The sequence below is a fragment of the Tianweitania sp. genome (assembly GCF_032053605.1).
Taxonomy (GTDB): Bacteria; Pseudomonadota; Alphaproteobacteria; order Rhizobiales; family Rhizobiaceae; genus Tianweitania.
The window spans coordinates 1-13,637 of sequence record NZ_DAMBUH010000090.1 but is presented as its reverse complement, the minus strand read 5'-3'; the positions used below and the strand labels follow the sequence as shown (position 1 = coordinate 13,637).

Here is a 13,637-nt window from a genome sequence, read left to right as displayed (position 1 = left end):
AAGTGGTCATGGCTCTCAGTCATGAACGTCGAGCCGCCCTTCCGACAGGATCATGCGGCGCGCATCGACCTGCTCCATCAGCTGCAGGTCATGCGTAGCGATCACCACGGCCGTGCCGAGGGGGTTGAGTTCGATGAACAGACGCAGCAAACGGCGGGCAAGCGGCGGGTCGACATTGCCGGTGGGCTCGTCGGCCAACAGAATTTCGGGCTGTTCGATCAAGGCGCGGGCAATGGCCGCGCGCTGCTTTTCACCGCCGGACAGGATCGGCGGCAGCACATGCATGCGTTCGCCCAAGCCCACCCATTTCAGGAGATCGATCACGTCGTCGCGGTAGCTCGATTCATCGCGGCCGCGAATACGCAGTGGGAGAGCGACATTCTCATAGGTCGTCATATGGTCGAGCAGACGGAAATCCTGGAACACCACGCCGATGCGGCGGCGCAGGTGCGGCAGCTCCTTTCGGGTGATCAGCGCGCGATCCTTGCCGAATACGGTGATCAAACCGCGCGTCGGCTTCAGCGCCAGAAACAGCAGCCGCAGCAAGGTCGTCTTGCCCGCGCCCGATGGCCCGGTCAGGAACTGGAAAGACCGTTCGGGAATATGCAGCGAAATATCGCGCAGGATTTCCGGTCCCATTCCATAACGCAGGCCGACATTTTCGAAGCGGAACACGGGTGCTTTTTGGTCCTTGTGGTTTAGCTTAGCCAATCGGCTGCCGCCCAGCATCGGCCGGGCATGGTTAAGGCGACGTTAAACGGAGCGCCGGCAACGTATTTCGTTAACCATTCAGGTTTACGCCTGCGTGAGATTCAGGAGGCACGCGCATCATGAGAGTCGACGCGACACCACGCTTGGTTTCCGGCGAAATCATGACAGCTGCCGTACGGCGAGGATTGCCGAAGCCCGTCCGTGAGGTGATCGACGCCGAGATCATCAAGGACGCTGAAGAACCGCTACAGGCTCGCATTGCGCCTTTGGAAACACAGCAAAATCCTAGGCTTGGTGTTCTGCAAAACCAGCCGCAGCCAGCGGGATCGCGCCGCGGCGGCGCGGTGTTCTGGACGGCTGGCCTGACGCTGGTGGCTTCCGCCTTCTGGATTTCGGGCGGTCATGCGCTTGTGCCAAGCAGTTTCGCGATGGGTGCGCAGCCCAAGCTCGCCATCGCCCATGTGGAAAGCCGCGTCGAAACCCATGCCGAGCTTTCGACGCTGATGGTGGATGGCGAAGCCCGCAATTCTGGCACAGACGCTGCCGCCATGCCGCCAATCGCCATCGCAGTGACGGCACTGGATGGCGCTGTGACCCGCTATACGCTATCCACCAACGCGCAGCCGGTTGCGGCTGGCGACCTTTATCTGTTTTCCAGCCGGTTGCGGGTGCCGCCGGGCGGAGTAAGATCGGTCGCAGTCACATTGCAGCCCGCCACCTAGGCGGGTTTGTTGTTTGAGTTGAGTGAGGTTTCATGCCGGTCGTTCGCCAAAAAGACATTGAGGTTCTGTTCCGCGCCGAGGAAATCGCGCGCCGCAACCTCGAACTGGCCAAGGAAATCACCGCGCACGAATACAAGGACCTCCTGGTCATCTCGATCCTGAAGGGCTCCTTCATTTTCGCGGCTGACCTGATCCGCGCCATGCACGAGATGGGTTCGGCCCCGGAAGTCGAGTTCATGTTCATCTCGTCTTACGGCGCAGGCACGACGAGCGGCGAAGTGCGCGTGCTGCGCGACATCGACAATGATGTCACCGATCGCGACGTGCTTCTGGTGGACGACATCCTGGAATCCGGCAAGACGCTGAAGTTCACGCGTGATCTGCTTTTGTCACGCGGCGCACGCAGCGTGTCACTAGCGGTCCTGCTCGACAAGACCTCGCGCCGGCAGATCGATCTCAACGCTGATTATGTCGGCTTCAACTGCCCCGATTATTTCGTGGTCGGTTACGGCATGGACGTTGCCCACGCCTTTCGCGAGCTGCCCTATGTCGGCATCGTCAAGGGCGACGCTTAAGCCAGGATATCCGCCCATTCGGGATGCCGCTTGAACTGGGCGGCGGCGAATGAACACGCGGGGATGATGGTCTTGCCGGCCGCTCGGGCGTCTTCTACCGCTTGCGCAACGAGCTTCGCCCCGATCCCCTGCCCACGGAAAGCATCCGGCACGCCTGTGTGGTCGATCGTGATCTGGCCATTACCGGTCTCTCTGAAGGTCATTTCGGCTTCGGCGCCCTCGACGCGATAAACATAGCGGCTCGTGCGGGCACCATCCTCGCGTTCGATCCTGTTCGTGTTCGCTTCCATGATTCCGTCCATCCTGCACTAAACAAAAAAGCCCGCGCATTGCTGCGCGGGCTGTTGTGTGATCTCGATCGAGATTACTTGGTGGTCAGACGCTGCTGATCACGCTGGGCTGCCCAGGTGCCTTCGTCGTACTCAGGCTGAGCCTCGAGCTGCTCCTTGGTGAAGGTGGTGTAGAGGTAACGGTCACCATCTTCGTCCTGTAGGAACTTCAGGTTGTCGAAGCCGACTGCAACCTGCTTCTCGCCGATGCCGAGGAAGCCGCCGACGTCGATGATGATCGCGTCAACCTTGCCGTCCTGGGTGAGCACGACGTCGCCGATATCGCCGACATTGGCGTCTTCAGCGCCGTACACGGTCGTGCCTTCGAGGTTTTCCGACGTCAGGTCTGCTGCCGGAACTTCCTTCAGCGTCGCACGATCAACTGCTGCGGTGTCGTTTGCAGCCGTGTCGGTCGTTGCAGCCGGAGCCGTCGTGGTCGTTGCCGTGCCCGAAGCCGGCGCCATGGCCGTGCCCGAGGTGCCCGTAGCCGTGGTAGCCGTTCCACCGCCGTTTGCGGCATTTGCATTGGCCGGATCATAGGCGCGTCGATCGAAGGCCGGGAGTTGCTTCAGTGCGTCTGCAGTCGTTGCGAGAACGATCCAGCGATCGCCGTCCTTCTCAGCCCAATCAATGTCGCTGTACGACAGAGCGACGTTCTTTTCGCCGATGCCGAGGAAGCCGCCGACGCCGACGATCACGGATTCGATCTGGCCGCTGTCGCTGAGGATGAGGTCGTTGACGTTGCCGATGTTCTCGGCGTCGTCGCCCGTGCCATTATAAACGGTCTCGCCGATCAGATTGCTGGCGAGCTGACCGTCAGCTGGCACGACGGCGGTGTTGACCTGAACATTCGCCTGATCTGGGGTCGGCGGGGTGCTCGTGGTAGCCGGTGCGTCGGTCGCGGCCGGTGCGGTCGTGGTGCCGCTCTGGGCGAAGGCGCCGGTAGCGATGACGGATGCAATTGCGGTCGTGGCTAAAAGCTTGCGGATCATAGTAAGCTCTCCTTGTTCGTGTTTTGAGGGACCGAACCGCGATTATCCAGTAAACCGGATATCCGATGCGGCCGTTCCAAGGAGCAAACGGCGTGTTACGGAAATCGTTCCTGCATTAAGGGTCCGTTCGGGAACACGGAAGTTTGTCCGCGAATAGAATTTCCGTGTGCCCACTCTTCAACCACGATTGAATTGTCTATCTCTGTGGAGGTCTCCGCGTCCGGCGGCCGGCACCAGACCAGAAGGACGTCGAGGCAATGCATTTTCTTGCAGTTCTCAATCGTGACGGGGGCACGCTGCGCACCACCGATCTCGATGCCTTTGCAGAGCGAAGCCGCGCCACGCTGGAAAAAGCCGGGCACACGCTCGAGGTCGAAATCGTTTCCGGCAAGGAGCTCGTTTCAGCCCTCGAGAAGGCTTCCAAGAGCGGTGCTGCGGATGTTGTGATTGCGGGCGGTGGCGACGGTACGATCTCGGCGGCCGCGACCTGTCTGATGAACGGCGACACTGCCCTGGCAGTCCTTCCGGCGGGAACCATGAACCTGTTCGCGCGCAGTTTGAAGATCCCTCTGGGGCTCGATGCGGCGATGGCCGCCTTCGCAACCGGCCAGGTTCGAGCGGTCGACATTGCTTCGGCCAACGGCAAGCCGTTCGTGCACCAGTTTTCGCTCGGTCTTCACGCCAAGCTCGTCGATCTCCGGGACAAAATGGAATATGCGTCGCGTGTGGGTAAAATGCGGGCGTCGCTGCGCGCAGCCTTCCTGACCGTTTTCCAGCCGCCGCGCGTCAACATCACGATCAAGACCGATCAATCAGAGATCATCGCCCGCACAACGGGGATCGGCGTCACCAACAATCTGTTTGGAGAAGGCCATCTGCCTTACGCCGACCGCCTCGATCAGGGGGTGCTTGGCGTTTATCTGACCACGGCGCAGACCTCGCGCGAGATCGTCAGCTTCCTGTTCAATCTCGCCGTCGGGCGCTGGAAGAACAATGCCAAGGTCGAAATCCATGAAACGAAGGCGCTGACGCTGACCGTACGGGGCCGGCGGCGCAAACCCTATCGTTGTGTGATGGACGGCGAGTCAGGCGATCTGGCGCGCGAGACGGTGATCAAGATCCATCCCGGTGCGCTGAAAGTGCTGACGCCCGCTGAATGAGCGGGCGTCTTTAAACGTAGAGGAAGAGCGGTCGATCAGTTGTTGACGCCGCTGTTCCCAGCCGGTTCGGTCTGGGTCGATGGCGCCGGCGCGTTGTCCGGCGTCGGATCGATCGACTGGCCGAACATTTCGGCTGCAAACCAGGCGATGGCGACCAGAACGAGCGCAGCGATCAAAACGAACAGAACAGGCCGGCCGGCTTTGCCCTGCCGAGCCTTGTCGGTCGAGACTTTCGTGTCGGTTACCGGTCTGCCGGTATTCTGCTGCCTATCCATGTCGGTCTCCCACCATAATTTCTAAATTGAACATCCCCGCAATGCGGTGATCCCCGCTTTGTTCCGCATGCTGCCGCAAGGCCATCCGGAGGGATCGTCCAAAATGCGATTCAAACCCTTTTCAAGGCTATCCTTGTTCCTAGCTATGGCGGGGAGTCCAGGTAGAACGATCGCAATTTGACGGTAGCCGAAGACCAGCGTGGCATCCTCCCGCAACACGTCCGTGACGTGTTGGAAAGTGACTCACGCAATGAAGCCTTGAGGTCCCTTGATATCGCGTCTAGCGGCAGCGATGCGGATTTCGATGCGATTACGGCTTTGGCGTCGCAGATCATGCAGACGCCGGTTGCGCTGGTGACGCTGCTTGGCCGTGAAAGGCAGGAATTTCGATCCAAGGTCGGAACGGAGCTGGATGGTACGCCATCTCACATCTCCTTTTGCGCCCATACGATCGCGGAAGCCGGCAACGCCCCTTTCCTCGTTCCGAACGCCGCTGACGACAGCCGGTTCACACAGAACGAGCTGGTAACGGGCCCTCTTCACATCCGGTTCTATGCCGGTGTTCCCCTGACCGTTGCCGGAGAAAAGGTTGGCTCGCTATGCGTTCTCGACACCGAGCCGCGCGAACAGCCGCAACCCGCCCAACTGGCGCAACTAGAAAGCATGGCCACCCTGGTCTCTTCCTTGCTGCATCTTAAAGACAGCGCGCGGCGCGGTGACATAGCGCGGACTGCGTTGATCCGCGAAAAGAAGCGGCACACACTGGCGCTGGAAGCGGCATCGATCGCAAGCTGGGTCTGGGACCTGCGCACCAACAGGATCGAATGCGACGATCTGCTTCCGCAGATGCTCGGTCTGCCGATCACCAGCAGCATTCGCGCGAGCGACCTGTTTCGGGCGATCGATCGTCGCGACCGGCGGCAGTCCATGCTTCAGCTGCGCCAGGCTCTGGAAACGAACGGTGAATACGCCGGCGAATATCGGGTCGGCAGAAGCCAGCCCGAGCGTTGGTTGGGAACCCGCGGGCGGGTGCTGGATCGCGATACGGAGGGAACGCCCACGCTGGTTTTCGGCGTCAACTTCGACATCACCACCACCAAGACCTCACAGGAACGCCAGCGCCTGTTGCTGCGTGAGATCAACCACCGCGTAAAGAACACGCTGGCGACCGTGCAGGCGCTCGCGACCCAAACGGTTCGTCACGCACGTGAGCCTCGCGAGTTTTTGGCAGCCTTTACCGGCCGGCTTCAGGCGCTCGGTCTGGCGCACGGGCTTTTGTCGGACATGGAATGGGGCGGCATCGATCTCGCCGAAGTGGTTCGCTTGCAGGCAATGCCGTTCACCGACAAGGCTGACCCGCGCATCAACGCAACCGGCCCGGCCATCTCGCTGTCACCCGATCAAGCCCTGGGTATGGGACTGATCCTGCATGAACTAGGCAGCAATGCGCTGAAGCATGGCGCGCTTTCGGTCAGCACCGGACGGGTCAATCTGACCTGGCGCTTGGACGGCGACCGCGACCATCCGCGCGTGTCTCTGCTGTGGGAAGAGCATGACGGTCCTGCCGTCAGCAGGCCATCGCGTTCAGGGTTCGGCTCGATCCTGATCAAGCGCAGTCTGGACAAGGTGCTTGGCGCGAAGGTCGACCATCGCTTTGAGCCGGAAGGCGTTCAAGCTGAGATCTCGCTGCCACTCGAATAACAGTGGCGAATATCAGCGCGGAGTTCACGCTGATATGGTTTGAACATCGACTTACGCGAAAGAATGACCGCGCAAAGACTGCGCGGTCTAAAGGTGCCGGATCAGGCGCCCGGATCGTCGGCGTTGCGGCGCCGTTGGTAAAGCGCGTAGGCGACGCCGAGAACCAGTGGCGTGACGGCTGCAGCCGCGCCTGTAGCGCGACCGCGACGGCCGCGCATCATGTTCGGCAAAGCAGCGATGGCGGCGGTCGCGCCAAGGCTGACAAGATCCGTCTTGCGCTTTTCGGCCACCCGACGTTGCTCCGTACGGGCACGCGACTGATGGACAACCAGCACGATACCGCCGATCACGACAAAACCGATGCCAAGCCCCAGCGCGGCAACCAGGGGCCCGAACATGCGTGCAAGCTGTATGTAACCGGCAACCAGCAGAAAGCTGACCCCAAGCAGCACGAACACCAGTGCCACCACATAGGCGAGCACTGCGCGCTTCGTGCGCTCGACGGTCAGCCCGATCTCGCCGGTGGCGAAGGCCGCGATGAGCGGTCCGATCACCAGACTTACCGACGGTTGATCAGCGCGAAGAAGTAGCCGACGGCGGCCGCAACGGCGAGCGCGGTGAGCGGCTTTTCCTGAACGCGGGCAACGACCTGCTCTTCGAGATCCTGAGCGTTGGTGCGGAGACGATCGACGCTCTGCTGTGCAACAGCCTTGGCGGTGTCGAAGGACTGCGTGCCAGCAGCGCCGATCTGCTTGGTCAAGCTTGCCAGGTCGCTGCGCAGGCGGGAAATCTCGGCTTCGAGATCCTGCGGCGTGCGGTCGGCATTATCTTTATTCTGAGATTCGGTGTTCGGCGAATTGGCCATGAATGACTCCTGTTCCATCAACGCTGCTATAACGCGACGCAAGCAGCTATGTTCCCCTCAGGAACCATCAATGAGGCTCTACGTTTGGGGGCTCGCTAAGAACAGGTAAAGCACCAGGATGAACCGGACTACCAAGCGCGCAGCGATCGTCCGGCTTCCCCCGCGATCCAACATCGAGATCGTCATCGCCCGCTCCGCGCAAGTGGCGACGATCCTTGTCGGCATCCTGGCCGTGATCACCGCGCTATATGCGGGCAAGTTCATCCTGTCGCCCATCTTTCTCGGCGTGACCATCGGGCTGATGCTGGGTCCCGTGGCCACCCGCGTCGAGCGCTATGCGGTTTCCGCAAGCCTCACAGGCGCCATCGTCGTTCTGATCTTTCTAGCGCTGCTGAGCGTGCTGGTCTTTGCGGTCGCAGCGCCCCTGTCGTTCTGGATTGAGCGCATCCCGACCATCCTCACCGATTTGCGCCTGCGCTTGACGGAGTTCCAGGCCCCCATCGAAACCATCCGCACCATGCGCGAACAGCTGCGCTCGGTGACCGGCGGGGGTGAAAGCCTTCCTGTCTCAGTGGACGATGATTCCGCCGTTGCCAGCCTCGCGACCCTGGCACCGGGGTTGATCGCGCAGATCCTGCTGTTCTTCGCCAGCCTGTATTTCTTTATCGCCACGAGGCACGAGACCCGCGCGGCCATCCTGAAGCTGTGCATTCGCCGCCGTTTGCGCTGGCGCGTCGCCCATATTTTTCGCGACATCGAGCGGCTGGTTTCCCGCTATCTCCTGTCGATCGCCTTGATCAACATCGCCCATGGTGCGGCTGTGGTCATCGCGATGTGGGCGCTTGGCGTCCCCTCGCCAATGCTGTGGGGCGCGATCGCCACGATCTTCAACTTCGTGCCTTATCTCGGCCCGGCTCTGACCGCGGTAATCCTGTTTGCCGTCGGTCTGGCGGAATTCGACACGCTGATGGGAAGCTTGCTGCCCGTCATCACCTATCTCGCCATCCACCTCACCGAAGCGCAATTCGTGACGCCGATGGTGATCGGTCGCGCCATGACGCTCAACCCCTTCGCGGTGCTGATCGCGCTGGCGTTCTGGATCTGGCTTTGGGGACCAATCGGCGGCTTTATCGCCATACCTTTTTTGCTGATCCTTTATGCCGTGGTGTGGAACCTGATCCCCGGCATTGCTGCGGATAATGCTGCTTCAAGGTCGGAAAACCGCGCATCTTGACGGCCTCCACCTTGTCCGCAACATGTCTTATTTAAATGACAGCATCTGCATTTGCGGCAATGCAGCATACGAACCGGGTTGGAGAATACGTGATTGGCAGATCGGGCCCTTGAAGGGCTTCGAGTTATGTTGCTCGAAGATGAATTTCTGATAGCGCTTGATGTTGAGCAAATCTGCCACGACGAAGGGTGCGCGGAGGTTCTGACCTTTCGCGACCTGGCCGAAATCGATGATGCCGTGTTGGATGAACACCGCTTCGACATCGCCATCGTGGATGTGATGATCGGCGATGGGGTCACCCTACCCCTGGCCGAACGACTGCAAAGCCGAGGCCTGCCGTTTATCTTCGCAACCGGCCTGTCGCGGCACGAAGATACGTTTCGCGCTTTTCCCGATGTCCCGGTGGTGACGAAGCCTTATGCCAGCCACCACCTCGTATCCGCCATGCAGGCGGCGCTGGGCAACAGGCGCAGCTGACCGCGCCTGTTGTTGAAGGTTAAACGCCGGCCCCTGATCCCATCACATGGGCGGCAATGGCATCCGGACCGTAATCCGCCTCGCCCGACACCTTCAGGATGTCCTGCAAGCGCGTACGGGCACGGCTGACGCGGCTCTTGATGGTGCCGACCGCGCAATTGCAGATCTCGGCCGCTTCCTCATAGGAAAAGCCCGATGCGCCGATCAAGATGATCGCTTCGCGCTGATCTTCGGGCAACTTCTCGAGGGCGGTGCGGAAATCTTCCAGGTCGAGCGAGCCGTGCTGGGAGGGATGGATGGCTAGCCGGGCCGTCATCGCGCCATCGCTGTCCTGCACTTCGCGACCACGCTTGCGCATCTGCGAATAGAACTCGTTGCGAAGGATGGTGAACAACCACGCCTTGAGATTGGTCCCGGGCTGGAAGCTCGACTGCTTGTCCCACGCCTTGACCAGCGTTTCCTGAACAAGATCATCGGCCTTGTCGGAATTCTGCGTCAGCGAAACGCCGAACGCACGCAGGCTGGGAATCGCGCCAAGCAAGTCTTGCTTGAACTGCAGGCTGTCCGACATCGTCAGTCCTTTTTCCGACCGGAGTCCGCTGCTTCCAGCTTGCTCAACAGATCCATGAATCGATCAGGGACCTGATCGGAAATGATCCCGTCGTAGAACTGCTTCAGCTTCCGTCCTATTTCGGTGTTGGTTCCAAGCGGATCAAGATGCCCACCCTGCCGCGCAGCCTCGTGCTGCCCGGTATTTTCCTCGTCGCTCATTCCAAAACCGCCTCTTAAAATCGATAGGTAAGGTGTGCAGCCCATGCGCTTGTAGACAGCCCGGTCTAATCCGGGCACACGCAAGCGGCTCTAAACGGGCTTATGGCAAAAATGTTCCTCGACGCGGAACTTTTTTCCATGGACGATGTTATAGCCTCGACCCACTTTATGGGCACGACTTCTTATTCCAGGGATAATCACAGAATGAGCCTTTCCTCGTCGATTGCTCCGCACCTGCCGTATCTGCGGCGCTTTTCGCGGGCAGTGTCCGGTTCTCAGACCAGCGGTGACGCGCTCGTTGCCGCAATGCTCGAAGCGATTATCGCGGATGTCAGCATTTTTCCAAAGGCAAGCAGCGACAAGATCGCGCTCTACAAGATCTTCGCCAAGCTTTTCACCTCGATCGCCGTACGCGTTCCCGAAGAATCCCCGGCCTCTGCCTGGGAAAGAAGCGCGGTCGCCAACCTCTCCGCTTTGGCACCCCTTCCCCGCCAGGCTTTCCTGCTCGTGGCCGTTGAAGGTTTCACCGACGCCGAAGCCGCTGAAATCCTGGACGTTCCGACCGCTGAGTTCGGCGATCTTCTGACGGAAGCCAGCAATGAGATCTCGCGTCAGGTTGCCACCGAAATCATGGTGATCGAGGACGAGCCGCTGATCGCTATGGACATCGAAGAAATGGTGGAAAGCCTCGGCCATCGCGTGGTCGGCGTTGCGCGCACCCATTCGGAAGCCACCGAACTGTTCCATCGCACCCAGCCGAAGATGGTGCTGGCCGACATCCAACTTGCTGATGGCAGCTCGGGCATCGATGCGGTCAACGAAATCCTGGCCGACCGCGCCGTGCCGGTGATCTTCATCACCGCCTTCCCCGAGCGCCTGCTGACCGGTGAGCGTCCGGAGCCTGCCTTCCTCGTGACCAAGCCGTTTAACCCGGACATGGTGAAGGCCTTGATCAGCCAGGCGCTGTTTTTCGACCAGCAAAAAGCGGCTGCCTGAAAAACGTTCAGGCATCGTTCAGGGAGACAGCCTTAATACGGTGTTGAAGATCATTGATGAAACCACAACCTTCTGGTTGCGCTTCATTAAGATCCAACATCGGGAACGGCTGCCTCCCAAGCACGTTTCCCTCGGCGTAAGGAGTGAAGACGATGCTCTATTGGTTTCTCGTATCTGCTGTAGTTGCCGCAATCGCCGGCGCTTTGAGCGTGGGCGTCACTGCAACTTCGATCGGCATGGCACAGGTTCTGGTTATGATGCTGTGCGCGTTTGTTGTGATTTCGCTGTTTACGGGTGTGATGCGCCGCGTGCGTTGATATATCGGACCAGCAACAAAAAAGGGCGCCTCGAGCGCCCTTTTTTTGTTGCCTCCTCCAAGCTTCAGCAGTTGGAAGGGATAAACAGAAAGTTATGCATTCGGACAAAAAGAAAGCCGGCCTCAAAGGGCCGGCTTTTTTAGTACCGAGAACCGAGGGGGGATCGTTCTCGGCAAAGACACGAGCGCCGCTGGGGTGGGGGCGATAGGGGTACGGCGCGCCGTGTTCGCATCAATAACAACACGGCCGGCACTTGGTTCCACCACCAAGGCGAAAAATCTGACTGGCTGCGAATTATTTTATTCTGTGGGTATGAAGCATCGTTCAAGCTGCGCGCAGCATCTTGTTGCACCGCACTTTGAAGCATTGTGGATGCCAGCAAAAATTTTTGGAACCACAAACATTGATGTTCCGTTACTAGCAGCAAATGAGGTGTTCGACATGGAACATATTGCTGCTGTCCTTCTGCTGATCGGTTGTTCTGACGACATGAGCGCGTGCCGGGAGCTTCCCGTGCAGACCGCGATCTTCGAAAGCGCTGAGGAATGCGAAGCTGAAATCAACCCTGCCATTGCTGGCATGACAACGACGTTCTCCCAGGTCATGGGCAAGTGCGTTGCGGTCGATCCTGCAATGGAAGAAGAAGACGCTGAACTCGTCTGGAACCTTAAGGCTGATGGTTCGTTATACGCCGCTGTAGAGGTTCCGGATGTCATGGTCGCCGAAAACGCCACCAAGCAGGATCGCTACGTCGGGCAAGAGTAACTTGCTATTGTCTTGGTCCTTGTCCAATGATCCGCGGCAAGGGACGCGTTTTAGGAGAGCAGACTATGAAGAACACCATTTTCGCGTTGGCCGCGCTCGGCACGGTAGCTGGCTGCACCACGGCTGAGCAGAGCGCAGTTGTCGGCGCGGCTGGTGGCGCTGCCATCGGTGGCCTCGCAACCGGCCGTACCTCGGGCGCCCTCATCGGTGCTGGTGCTGGCGCAGTTGCCGGCTACGTTATCGGCAAGGCAGCAACCCCGGGCTACTGCCTTTATGAAGACCGCCGCACCGGCCGTCGCTACGAAGCGCGCTGCTGATCCGGCGACGTTTCGCGTAACAGAAAAGAGGTCCTTTGGGGCCTCTTTTTTTATAGGCCAACGTCAAACTACATTTATAGGCAAGGGTCAGACTTACGCTGCCACCTTCATGGCGCCGGGACCGGGAATGGCGCCAGGCGGACATTTGCCCAGGATGATCATTCCCAGCACTTCATCCTGCGTCACATCCGTAGTCTTGGCTGTGCCGACCACCTGACCGTTCTTCATGACGCAGACGCGATCAGCCAGATCGAAGACATCGTGAATGTCGTGGCTGATCAGGAAGATGCCAATTCCTTCCGACTTCAACTGCTTAACCAACTCACCGACCTGCGCTGTTTCCTGCGGTCCAAGCGCTGCCGTAGGTTCGTCCATGATCAGGATGCGGGCATTGAACAGGATGGCGCGCGCGATTGCCACCGATTGGCGCTGTCCGCCGGACAGGCGGGCAACGGGGTCCTTGAAGCGCTGGAAGCGCGGATTGAGACGGCCCATCACTTTGCGCGCTTGCGCCTCCATGGCGACATCGTCCAGCGTGCCCCAGGACGTCATCAGCTCGCGGCCGAGAAACAGGTTGGCTGCGGCGTCCACATTATCGGCCAAAGCCAGCGTCTGGTAGATCGTCTCGATGCCGTACTTCTTGGCATCACGCGGGCTGTTGATCGCGACCTCTTCGCCATTGACGAGGATAGCGCCACTGTCGCGCTTGTAGGCGCCGGACAGGATCTTGATCAGCGTCGACTTGCCCGCGCCGTTATGGCCGAGCAGCGCGACCACTTCGCCGGGATAAAGATCAATCGACGCATCATCCACGGCGCGGATGCCGCCGAAAGCGATGGAGATGTCGCGCAGTTCGACGAGAGGCACTTCCTTGGTGGGTGCGAGGGGAACCATGCTTCGCCTCCTAAACGCGCTTGCGGTACATGGTGTCGAGCCACACGGCGAGCACCAATACGAAGCCGACAATGATGTTCTGCAACGGTGTGTCGATGCCGAGCAGCACCATGCCGGATTGCAGGGATTGCATCAGCAGCGCGCCGAGCATGGCACCAAGCACCGTCCCTGCCCCGCCTGCCAACGACGTGCCTCCGATCACGGCCGCGGCGATGACGAGCAGTTCGTCTAGCGTGCCTAGTGCATTGGTGGACGCGTTCAGGCGCGCTGAGGAAATCGCCGCGCCGATGGCCGCCAGAAGACCCATCAGCATGAAGATCTTCATCGTTACCCAACGGGTCGCGATGCCGGCCAGCGCTGCCGCTTCTGGATTGCCGCCGATCGCAAAGACGTAGCGGCCGAAACGGGTGCGGCGCGTCAGGAAGGTCATGACGATACCAACCGCAACGGCCATCAGCACGGGAATGGCGATGCCGTGGGCGATGAACAAACCGCCTTCCGGCAAGGTGATACCGTTTTCCTGGGCATAGCGGCGC

Annotated in this window: 20 protein-coding genes; 10 read left to right on the top strand and 10 right to left on the bottom strand. The window is 60.0% G+C overall.

Features of this window, described 5'->3' with window-relative positions; all coding sequences use genetic code 11:
• Positions 1–15 precede the first annotated feature (15 nt).
• Positions 16–675 carry a cell division ATP-binding protein FtsE gene (gene ftsE, locus RTX98_RS16370; protein ID WP_312797892.1) on the bottom strand — a complete coding sequence of 220 codons (660 nt, stop codon included), beginning with the start codon at positions 673–675 and terminating at the stop codon, positions 16–18.
• A 155-nt stretch (positions 676–830) separates the two neighbouring features.
• Here ftsE and RTX98_RS16365 point away from each other — a divergent pair, with 155 nt between their 5' ends.
• Together RTX98_RS16365 and hpt are read left to right on the top strand one after the other, a co-directional pair.
• Positions 831–1,433 carry a hypothetical protein gene (locus RTX98_RS16365; RefSeq protein ID WP_312797891.1) on the top strand — a complete coding sequence of 201 codons (603 nt, stop codon included), beginning with the start codon at positions 831–833 and terminating at the stop codon, positions 1,431–1,433.
• A gap of 32 nt (positions 1,434–1,465) precedes the next feature.
• A complete protein-coding gene (hpt, locus tag RTX98_RS16360) occupies positions 1,466–2,008 on the top strand; it encodes a hypoxanthine phosphoribosyltransferase (protein WP_312797890.1) in 543 nt (180 codons plus the stop codon).
• Here hpt and RTX98_RS16355 read toward each other — a convergent pair.
• Both RTX98_RS16355 and RTX98_RS16350 read right to left on the bottom strand, forming a co-directional pair.
• Positions 2,005–2,298 carry a GNAT family N-acetyltransferase gene (locus RTX98_RS16355; RefSeq protein WP_312797889.1) on the bottom strand — a complete coding sequence of 98 codons (294 nt, stop codon included), beginning with the start codon at positions 2,296–2,298 and terminating at the stop codon, positions 2,005–2,007. The two genes, hpt and RTX98_RS16355, sit on opposite strands and share 4 nt — an antisense overlap.
• Positions 2,299–2,372: 74 nt before the next feature.
• Complete coding sequence (locus RTX98_RS16350; protein ID WP_312797888.1) at positions 2,373–3,329, bottom strand: PRC-barrel domain-containing protein; 957 nt, start codon at positions 3,327–3,329, stop codon at positions 2,373–2,375.
• 257 nt (positions 3,330–3,586) lie between these two features.
• Here RTX98_RS16350 and RTX98_RS16345 point away from each other — a divergent pair, with 257 nt between their 5' ends.
• Positions 3,587–4,489 carry a diacylglycerol kinase family lipid kinase gene (locus tag RTX98_RS16345; RefSeq protein ID WP_312797887.1) on the top strand — a complete coding sequence of 301 codons (903 nt, stop codon included), beginning with the start codon at positions 3,587–3,589 and terminating at the stop codon, positions 4,487–4,489.
• Positions 4,490–4,524: 35 nt separating this feature from the next.
• Here the strand turns inward: RTX98_RS16345 and RTX98_RS16340 are convergent, their stop codons facing one another.
• Positions 4,525–4,764 (bottom strand): hypothetical protein, encoded by a 240-nt coding sequence (locus RTX98_RS16340; RefSeq protein WP_312797886.1) that lies wholly within the window; start codon positions 4,762–4,764, stop codon positions 4,525–4,527.
• Between the two features lie 258 nt (positions 4,765–5,022).
• Here RTX98_RS16340 and RTX98_RS16335 point away from each other — a divergent pair, with 258 nt between their 5' ends.
• Entirely contained in the window at positions 5,023–6,465 is a 1,443-nt protein-coding gene (locus tag RTX98_RS16335; protein ID WP_312797885.1) for a sensor histidine kinase, read from the top strand.
• A gap of 101 nt (positions 6,466–6,566) precedes the next feature.
• On the opposite strand, the gene RTX98_RS16330 is transcribed toward RTX98_RS16335, so the two are convergent.
• Positions 6,567–7,019: a hypothetical protein gene (locus tag RTX98_RS16330; protein ID WP_312797884.1), complete on the bottom strand. Its 453-nt coding sequence runs from the start codon at positions 7,017–7,019 to the stop codon at positions 6,567–6,569.
• A gap of 5 nt (positions 7,020–7,024) precedes the next feature.
• Entirely contained in the window at positions 7,025–7,330 is a 306-nt protein-coding gene (locus tag RTX98_RS16325) for a hypothetical protein (RefSeq protein WP_312797883.1), read from the bottom strand.
• Positions 7,331–7,448: 118 nt separating this feature from the next.
• On the opposite strand from RTX98_RS16325, the gene RTX98_RS16320 reads away from it, so the two are divergent.
• Together RTX98_RS16320 and RTX98_RS16315 are read left to right on the top strand one after the other, a co-directional pair.
• Positions 7,449–8,564 (top strand): AI-2E family transporter, encoded by a 1,116-nt coding sequence (locus RTX98_RS16320; RefSeq protein ID WP_312797882.1) that lies wholly within the window; start codon positions 7,449–7,451, stop codon positions 8,562–8,564.
• Positions 8,565–8,690: 126 nt separating this feature from the next.
• Positions 8,691–9,041, top strand: coding sequence for a response regulator (locus RTX98_RS16315; RefSeq protein ID WP_312797881.1), 351 nt, complete (start codon positions 8,691–8,693; stop codon positions 9,039–9,041).
• A gap of 19 nt (positions 9,042–9,060) precedes the next feature.
• On the opposite strand, the gene RTX98_RS16310 is transcribed toward RTX98_RS16315, so the two are convergent.
• A complete protein-coding gene (locus RTX98_RS16310) occupies positions 9,061–9,612 on the bottom strand; it encodes a sigma-70 family RNA polymerase sigma factor (protein WP_189505651.1) in 552 nt (183 codons plus the stop codon).
• A 2-nt stretch (positions 9,613–9,614) separates the two neighbouring features.
• On the bottom strand, positions 9,615–9,812 hold the full coding sequence (locus RTX98_RS16305) for a NepR family anti-sigma factor (protein WP_189505649.1): 198 nt from the start codon (positions 9,810–9,812) through the stop codon (positions 9,615–9,617).
• A gap of 204 nt (positions 9,813–10,016) precedes the next feature.
• Between RTX98_RS16305 and RTX98_RS16300 the strand changes: the two genes are divergently transcribed.
• The 4 genes from RTX98_RS16300 to RTX98_RS16285 all read left to right on the top strand — a co-directional run bounded on the left by RTX98_RS16300 (position 10,017) and on the right by RTX98_RS16285 (position 12,207).
• Positions 10,017–10,808 carry a response regulator gene (locus RTX98_RS16300; RefSeq protein WP_312797880.1) on the top strand — a complete coding sequence of 264 codons (792 nt, stop codon included), beginning with the start codon at positions 10,017–10,019 and terminating at the stop codon, positions 10,806–10,808.
• 143 nt (positions 10,809–10,951) lie between these two features.
• Complete coding sequence (locus RTX98_RS16295) at positions 10,952–11,125, top strand: DUF1328 domain-containing protein (protein WP_416223147.1); 174 nt, start codon at positions 10,952–10,954, stop codon at positions 11,123–11,125.
• A gap of 222 nt (positions 11,126–11,347) precedes the next feature.
• The gene (locus RTX98_RS16290; RefSeq protein WP_312797879.1) at positions 11,348–11,890 is read left to right on the top strand and encodes a hypothetical protein; all 543 of its coding nucleotides are present in this window, start codon (positions 11,348–11,350) and stop codon (positions 11,888–11,890) included.
• Positions 11,891–11,955: 65 nt separating this feature from the next.
• Positions 11,956–12,207 carry a glycine zipper domain-containing protein gene (locus RTX98_RS16285; RefSeq protein ID WP_189505642.1) on the top strand — a complete coding sequence of 84 codons (252 nt, stop codon included), beginning with the start codon at positions 11,956–11,958 and terminating at the stop codon, positions 12,205–12,207.
• Between the two features lie 93 nt (positions 12,208–12,300).
• Here the strand turns inward: RTX98_RS16285 and RTX98_RS16280 are convergent, their stop codons facing one another.
• Entirely contained in the window at positions 12,301–13,101 is an 801-nt protein-coding gene (locus RTX98_RS16280) for an ATP-binding cassette domain-containing protein (RefSeq protein WP_312797878.1), read from the bottom strand.
• Between the two features lie 10 nt (positions 13,102–13,111).
• Positions 13,112–13,637, bottom strand: a 526-nt coding sequence (locus tag RTX98_RS16275; protein WP_416223146.1) for an ABC transporter permease subunit, incomplete at its 5' end; no start/stop codon positions are given.

Coding starts and splice junctions, on each gene's coding strand:
- RTX98_RS16365 (WP_312797891.1), top strand. CDS start 831: ATGAGAGTCGACGCGACACCACGCTTGGTTTCCGGCGAAATCATGACA.
- hpt (WP_312797890.1), top strand. CDS start 1,466: ATGCCGGTCGTTCGCCAAAAAGACATTGAGGTTCTGTTCCGCGCCGAG.
- RTX98_RS16355 (WP_312797889.1), bottom strand. CDS start 2,298: ATGGAAGCGAACACGAACAGGATCGAACGCGAGGATGGTGCCCGCACG.
- RTX98_RS16350 (WP_312797888.1), bottom strand. CDS start 3,329: ATGATCCGCAAGCTTTTAGCCACGACCGCAATTGCATCCGTCATCGCT.
- RTX98_RS16345 (WP_312797887.1), top strand. CDS start 3,587: ATGCATTTTCTTGCAGTTCTCAATCGTGACGGGGGCACGCTGCGCACC.
- RTX98_RS16340 (WP_312797886.1), bottom strand. CDS start 4,764: ATGGATAGGCAGCAGAATACCGGCAGACCGGTAACCGACACGAAAGTC.
- RTX98_RS16325 (WP_312797883.1), bottom strand. CDS start 7,330: ATGGCCAATTCGCCGAACACCGAATCTCAGAATAAAGATAATGCCGAC.
- RTX98_RS16320 (WP_312797882.1), top strand. CDS start 7,449: ATGAACCGGACTACCAAGCGCGCAGCGATCGTCCGGCTTCCCCCGCGA.
- RTX98_RS16315 (WP_312797881.1), top strand. CDS start 8,691: ATGTTGCTCGAAGATGAATTTCTGATAGCGCTTGATGTTGAGCAAATC.
- RTX98_RS16310 (WP_189505651.1), bottom strand. CDS start 9,612: ATGTCGGACAGCCTGCAGTTCAAGCAAGACTTGCTTGGCGCGATTCCC.
- RTX98_RS16305 (WP_189505649.1), bottom strand. CDS start 9,812: ATGAGCGACGAGGAAAATACCGGGCAGCACGAGGCTGCGCGGCAGGGT.
- RTX98_RS16300 (WP_312797880.1), top strand. CDS start 10,017: ATGAGCCTTTCCTCGTCGATTGCTCCGCACCTGCCGTATCTGCGGCGC.
- RTX98_RS16285 (WP_189505642.1), top strand. CDS start 11,956: ATGAAGAACACCATTTTCGCGTTGGCCGCGCTCGGCACGGTAGCTGGC.
- RTX98_RS16280 (WP_312797878.1), bottom strand. CDS start 13,101: ATGGTTCCCCTCGCACCCACCAAGGAAGTGCCTCTCGTCGAACTGCGC.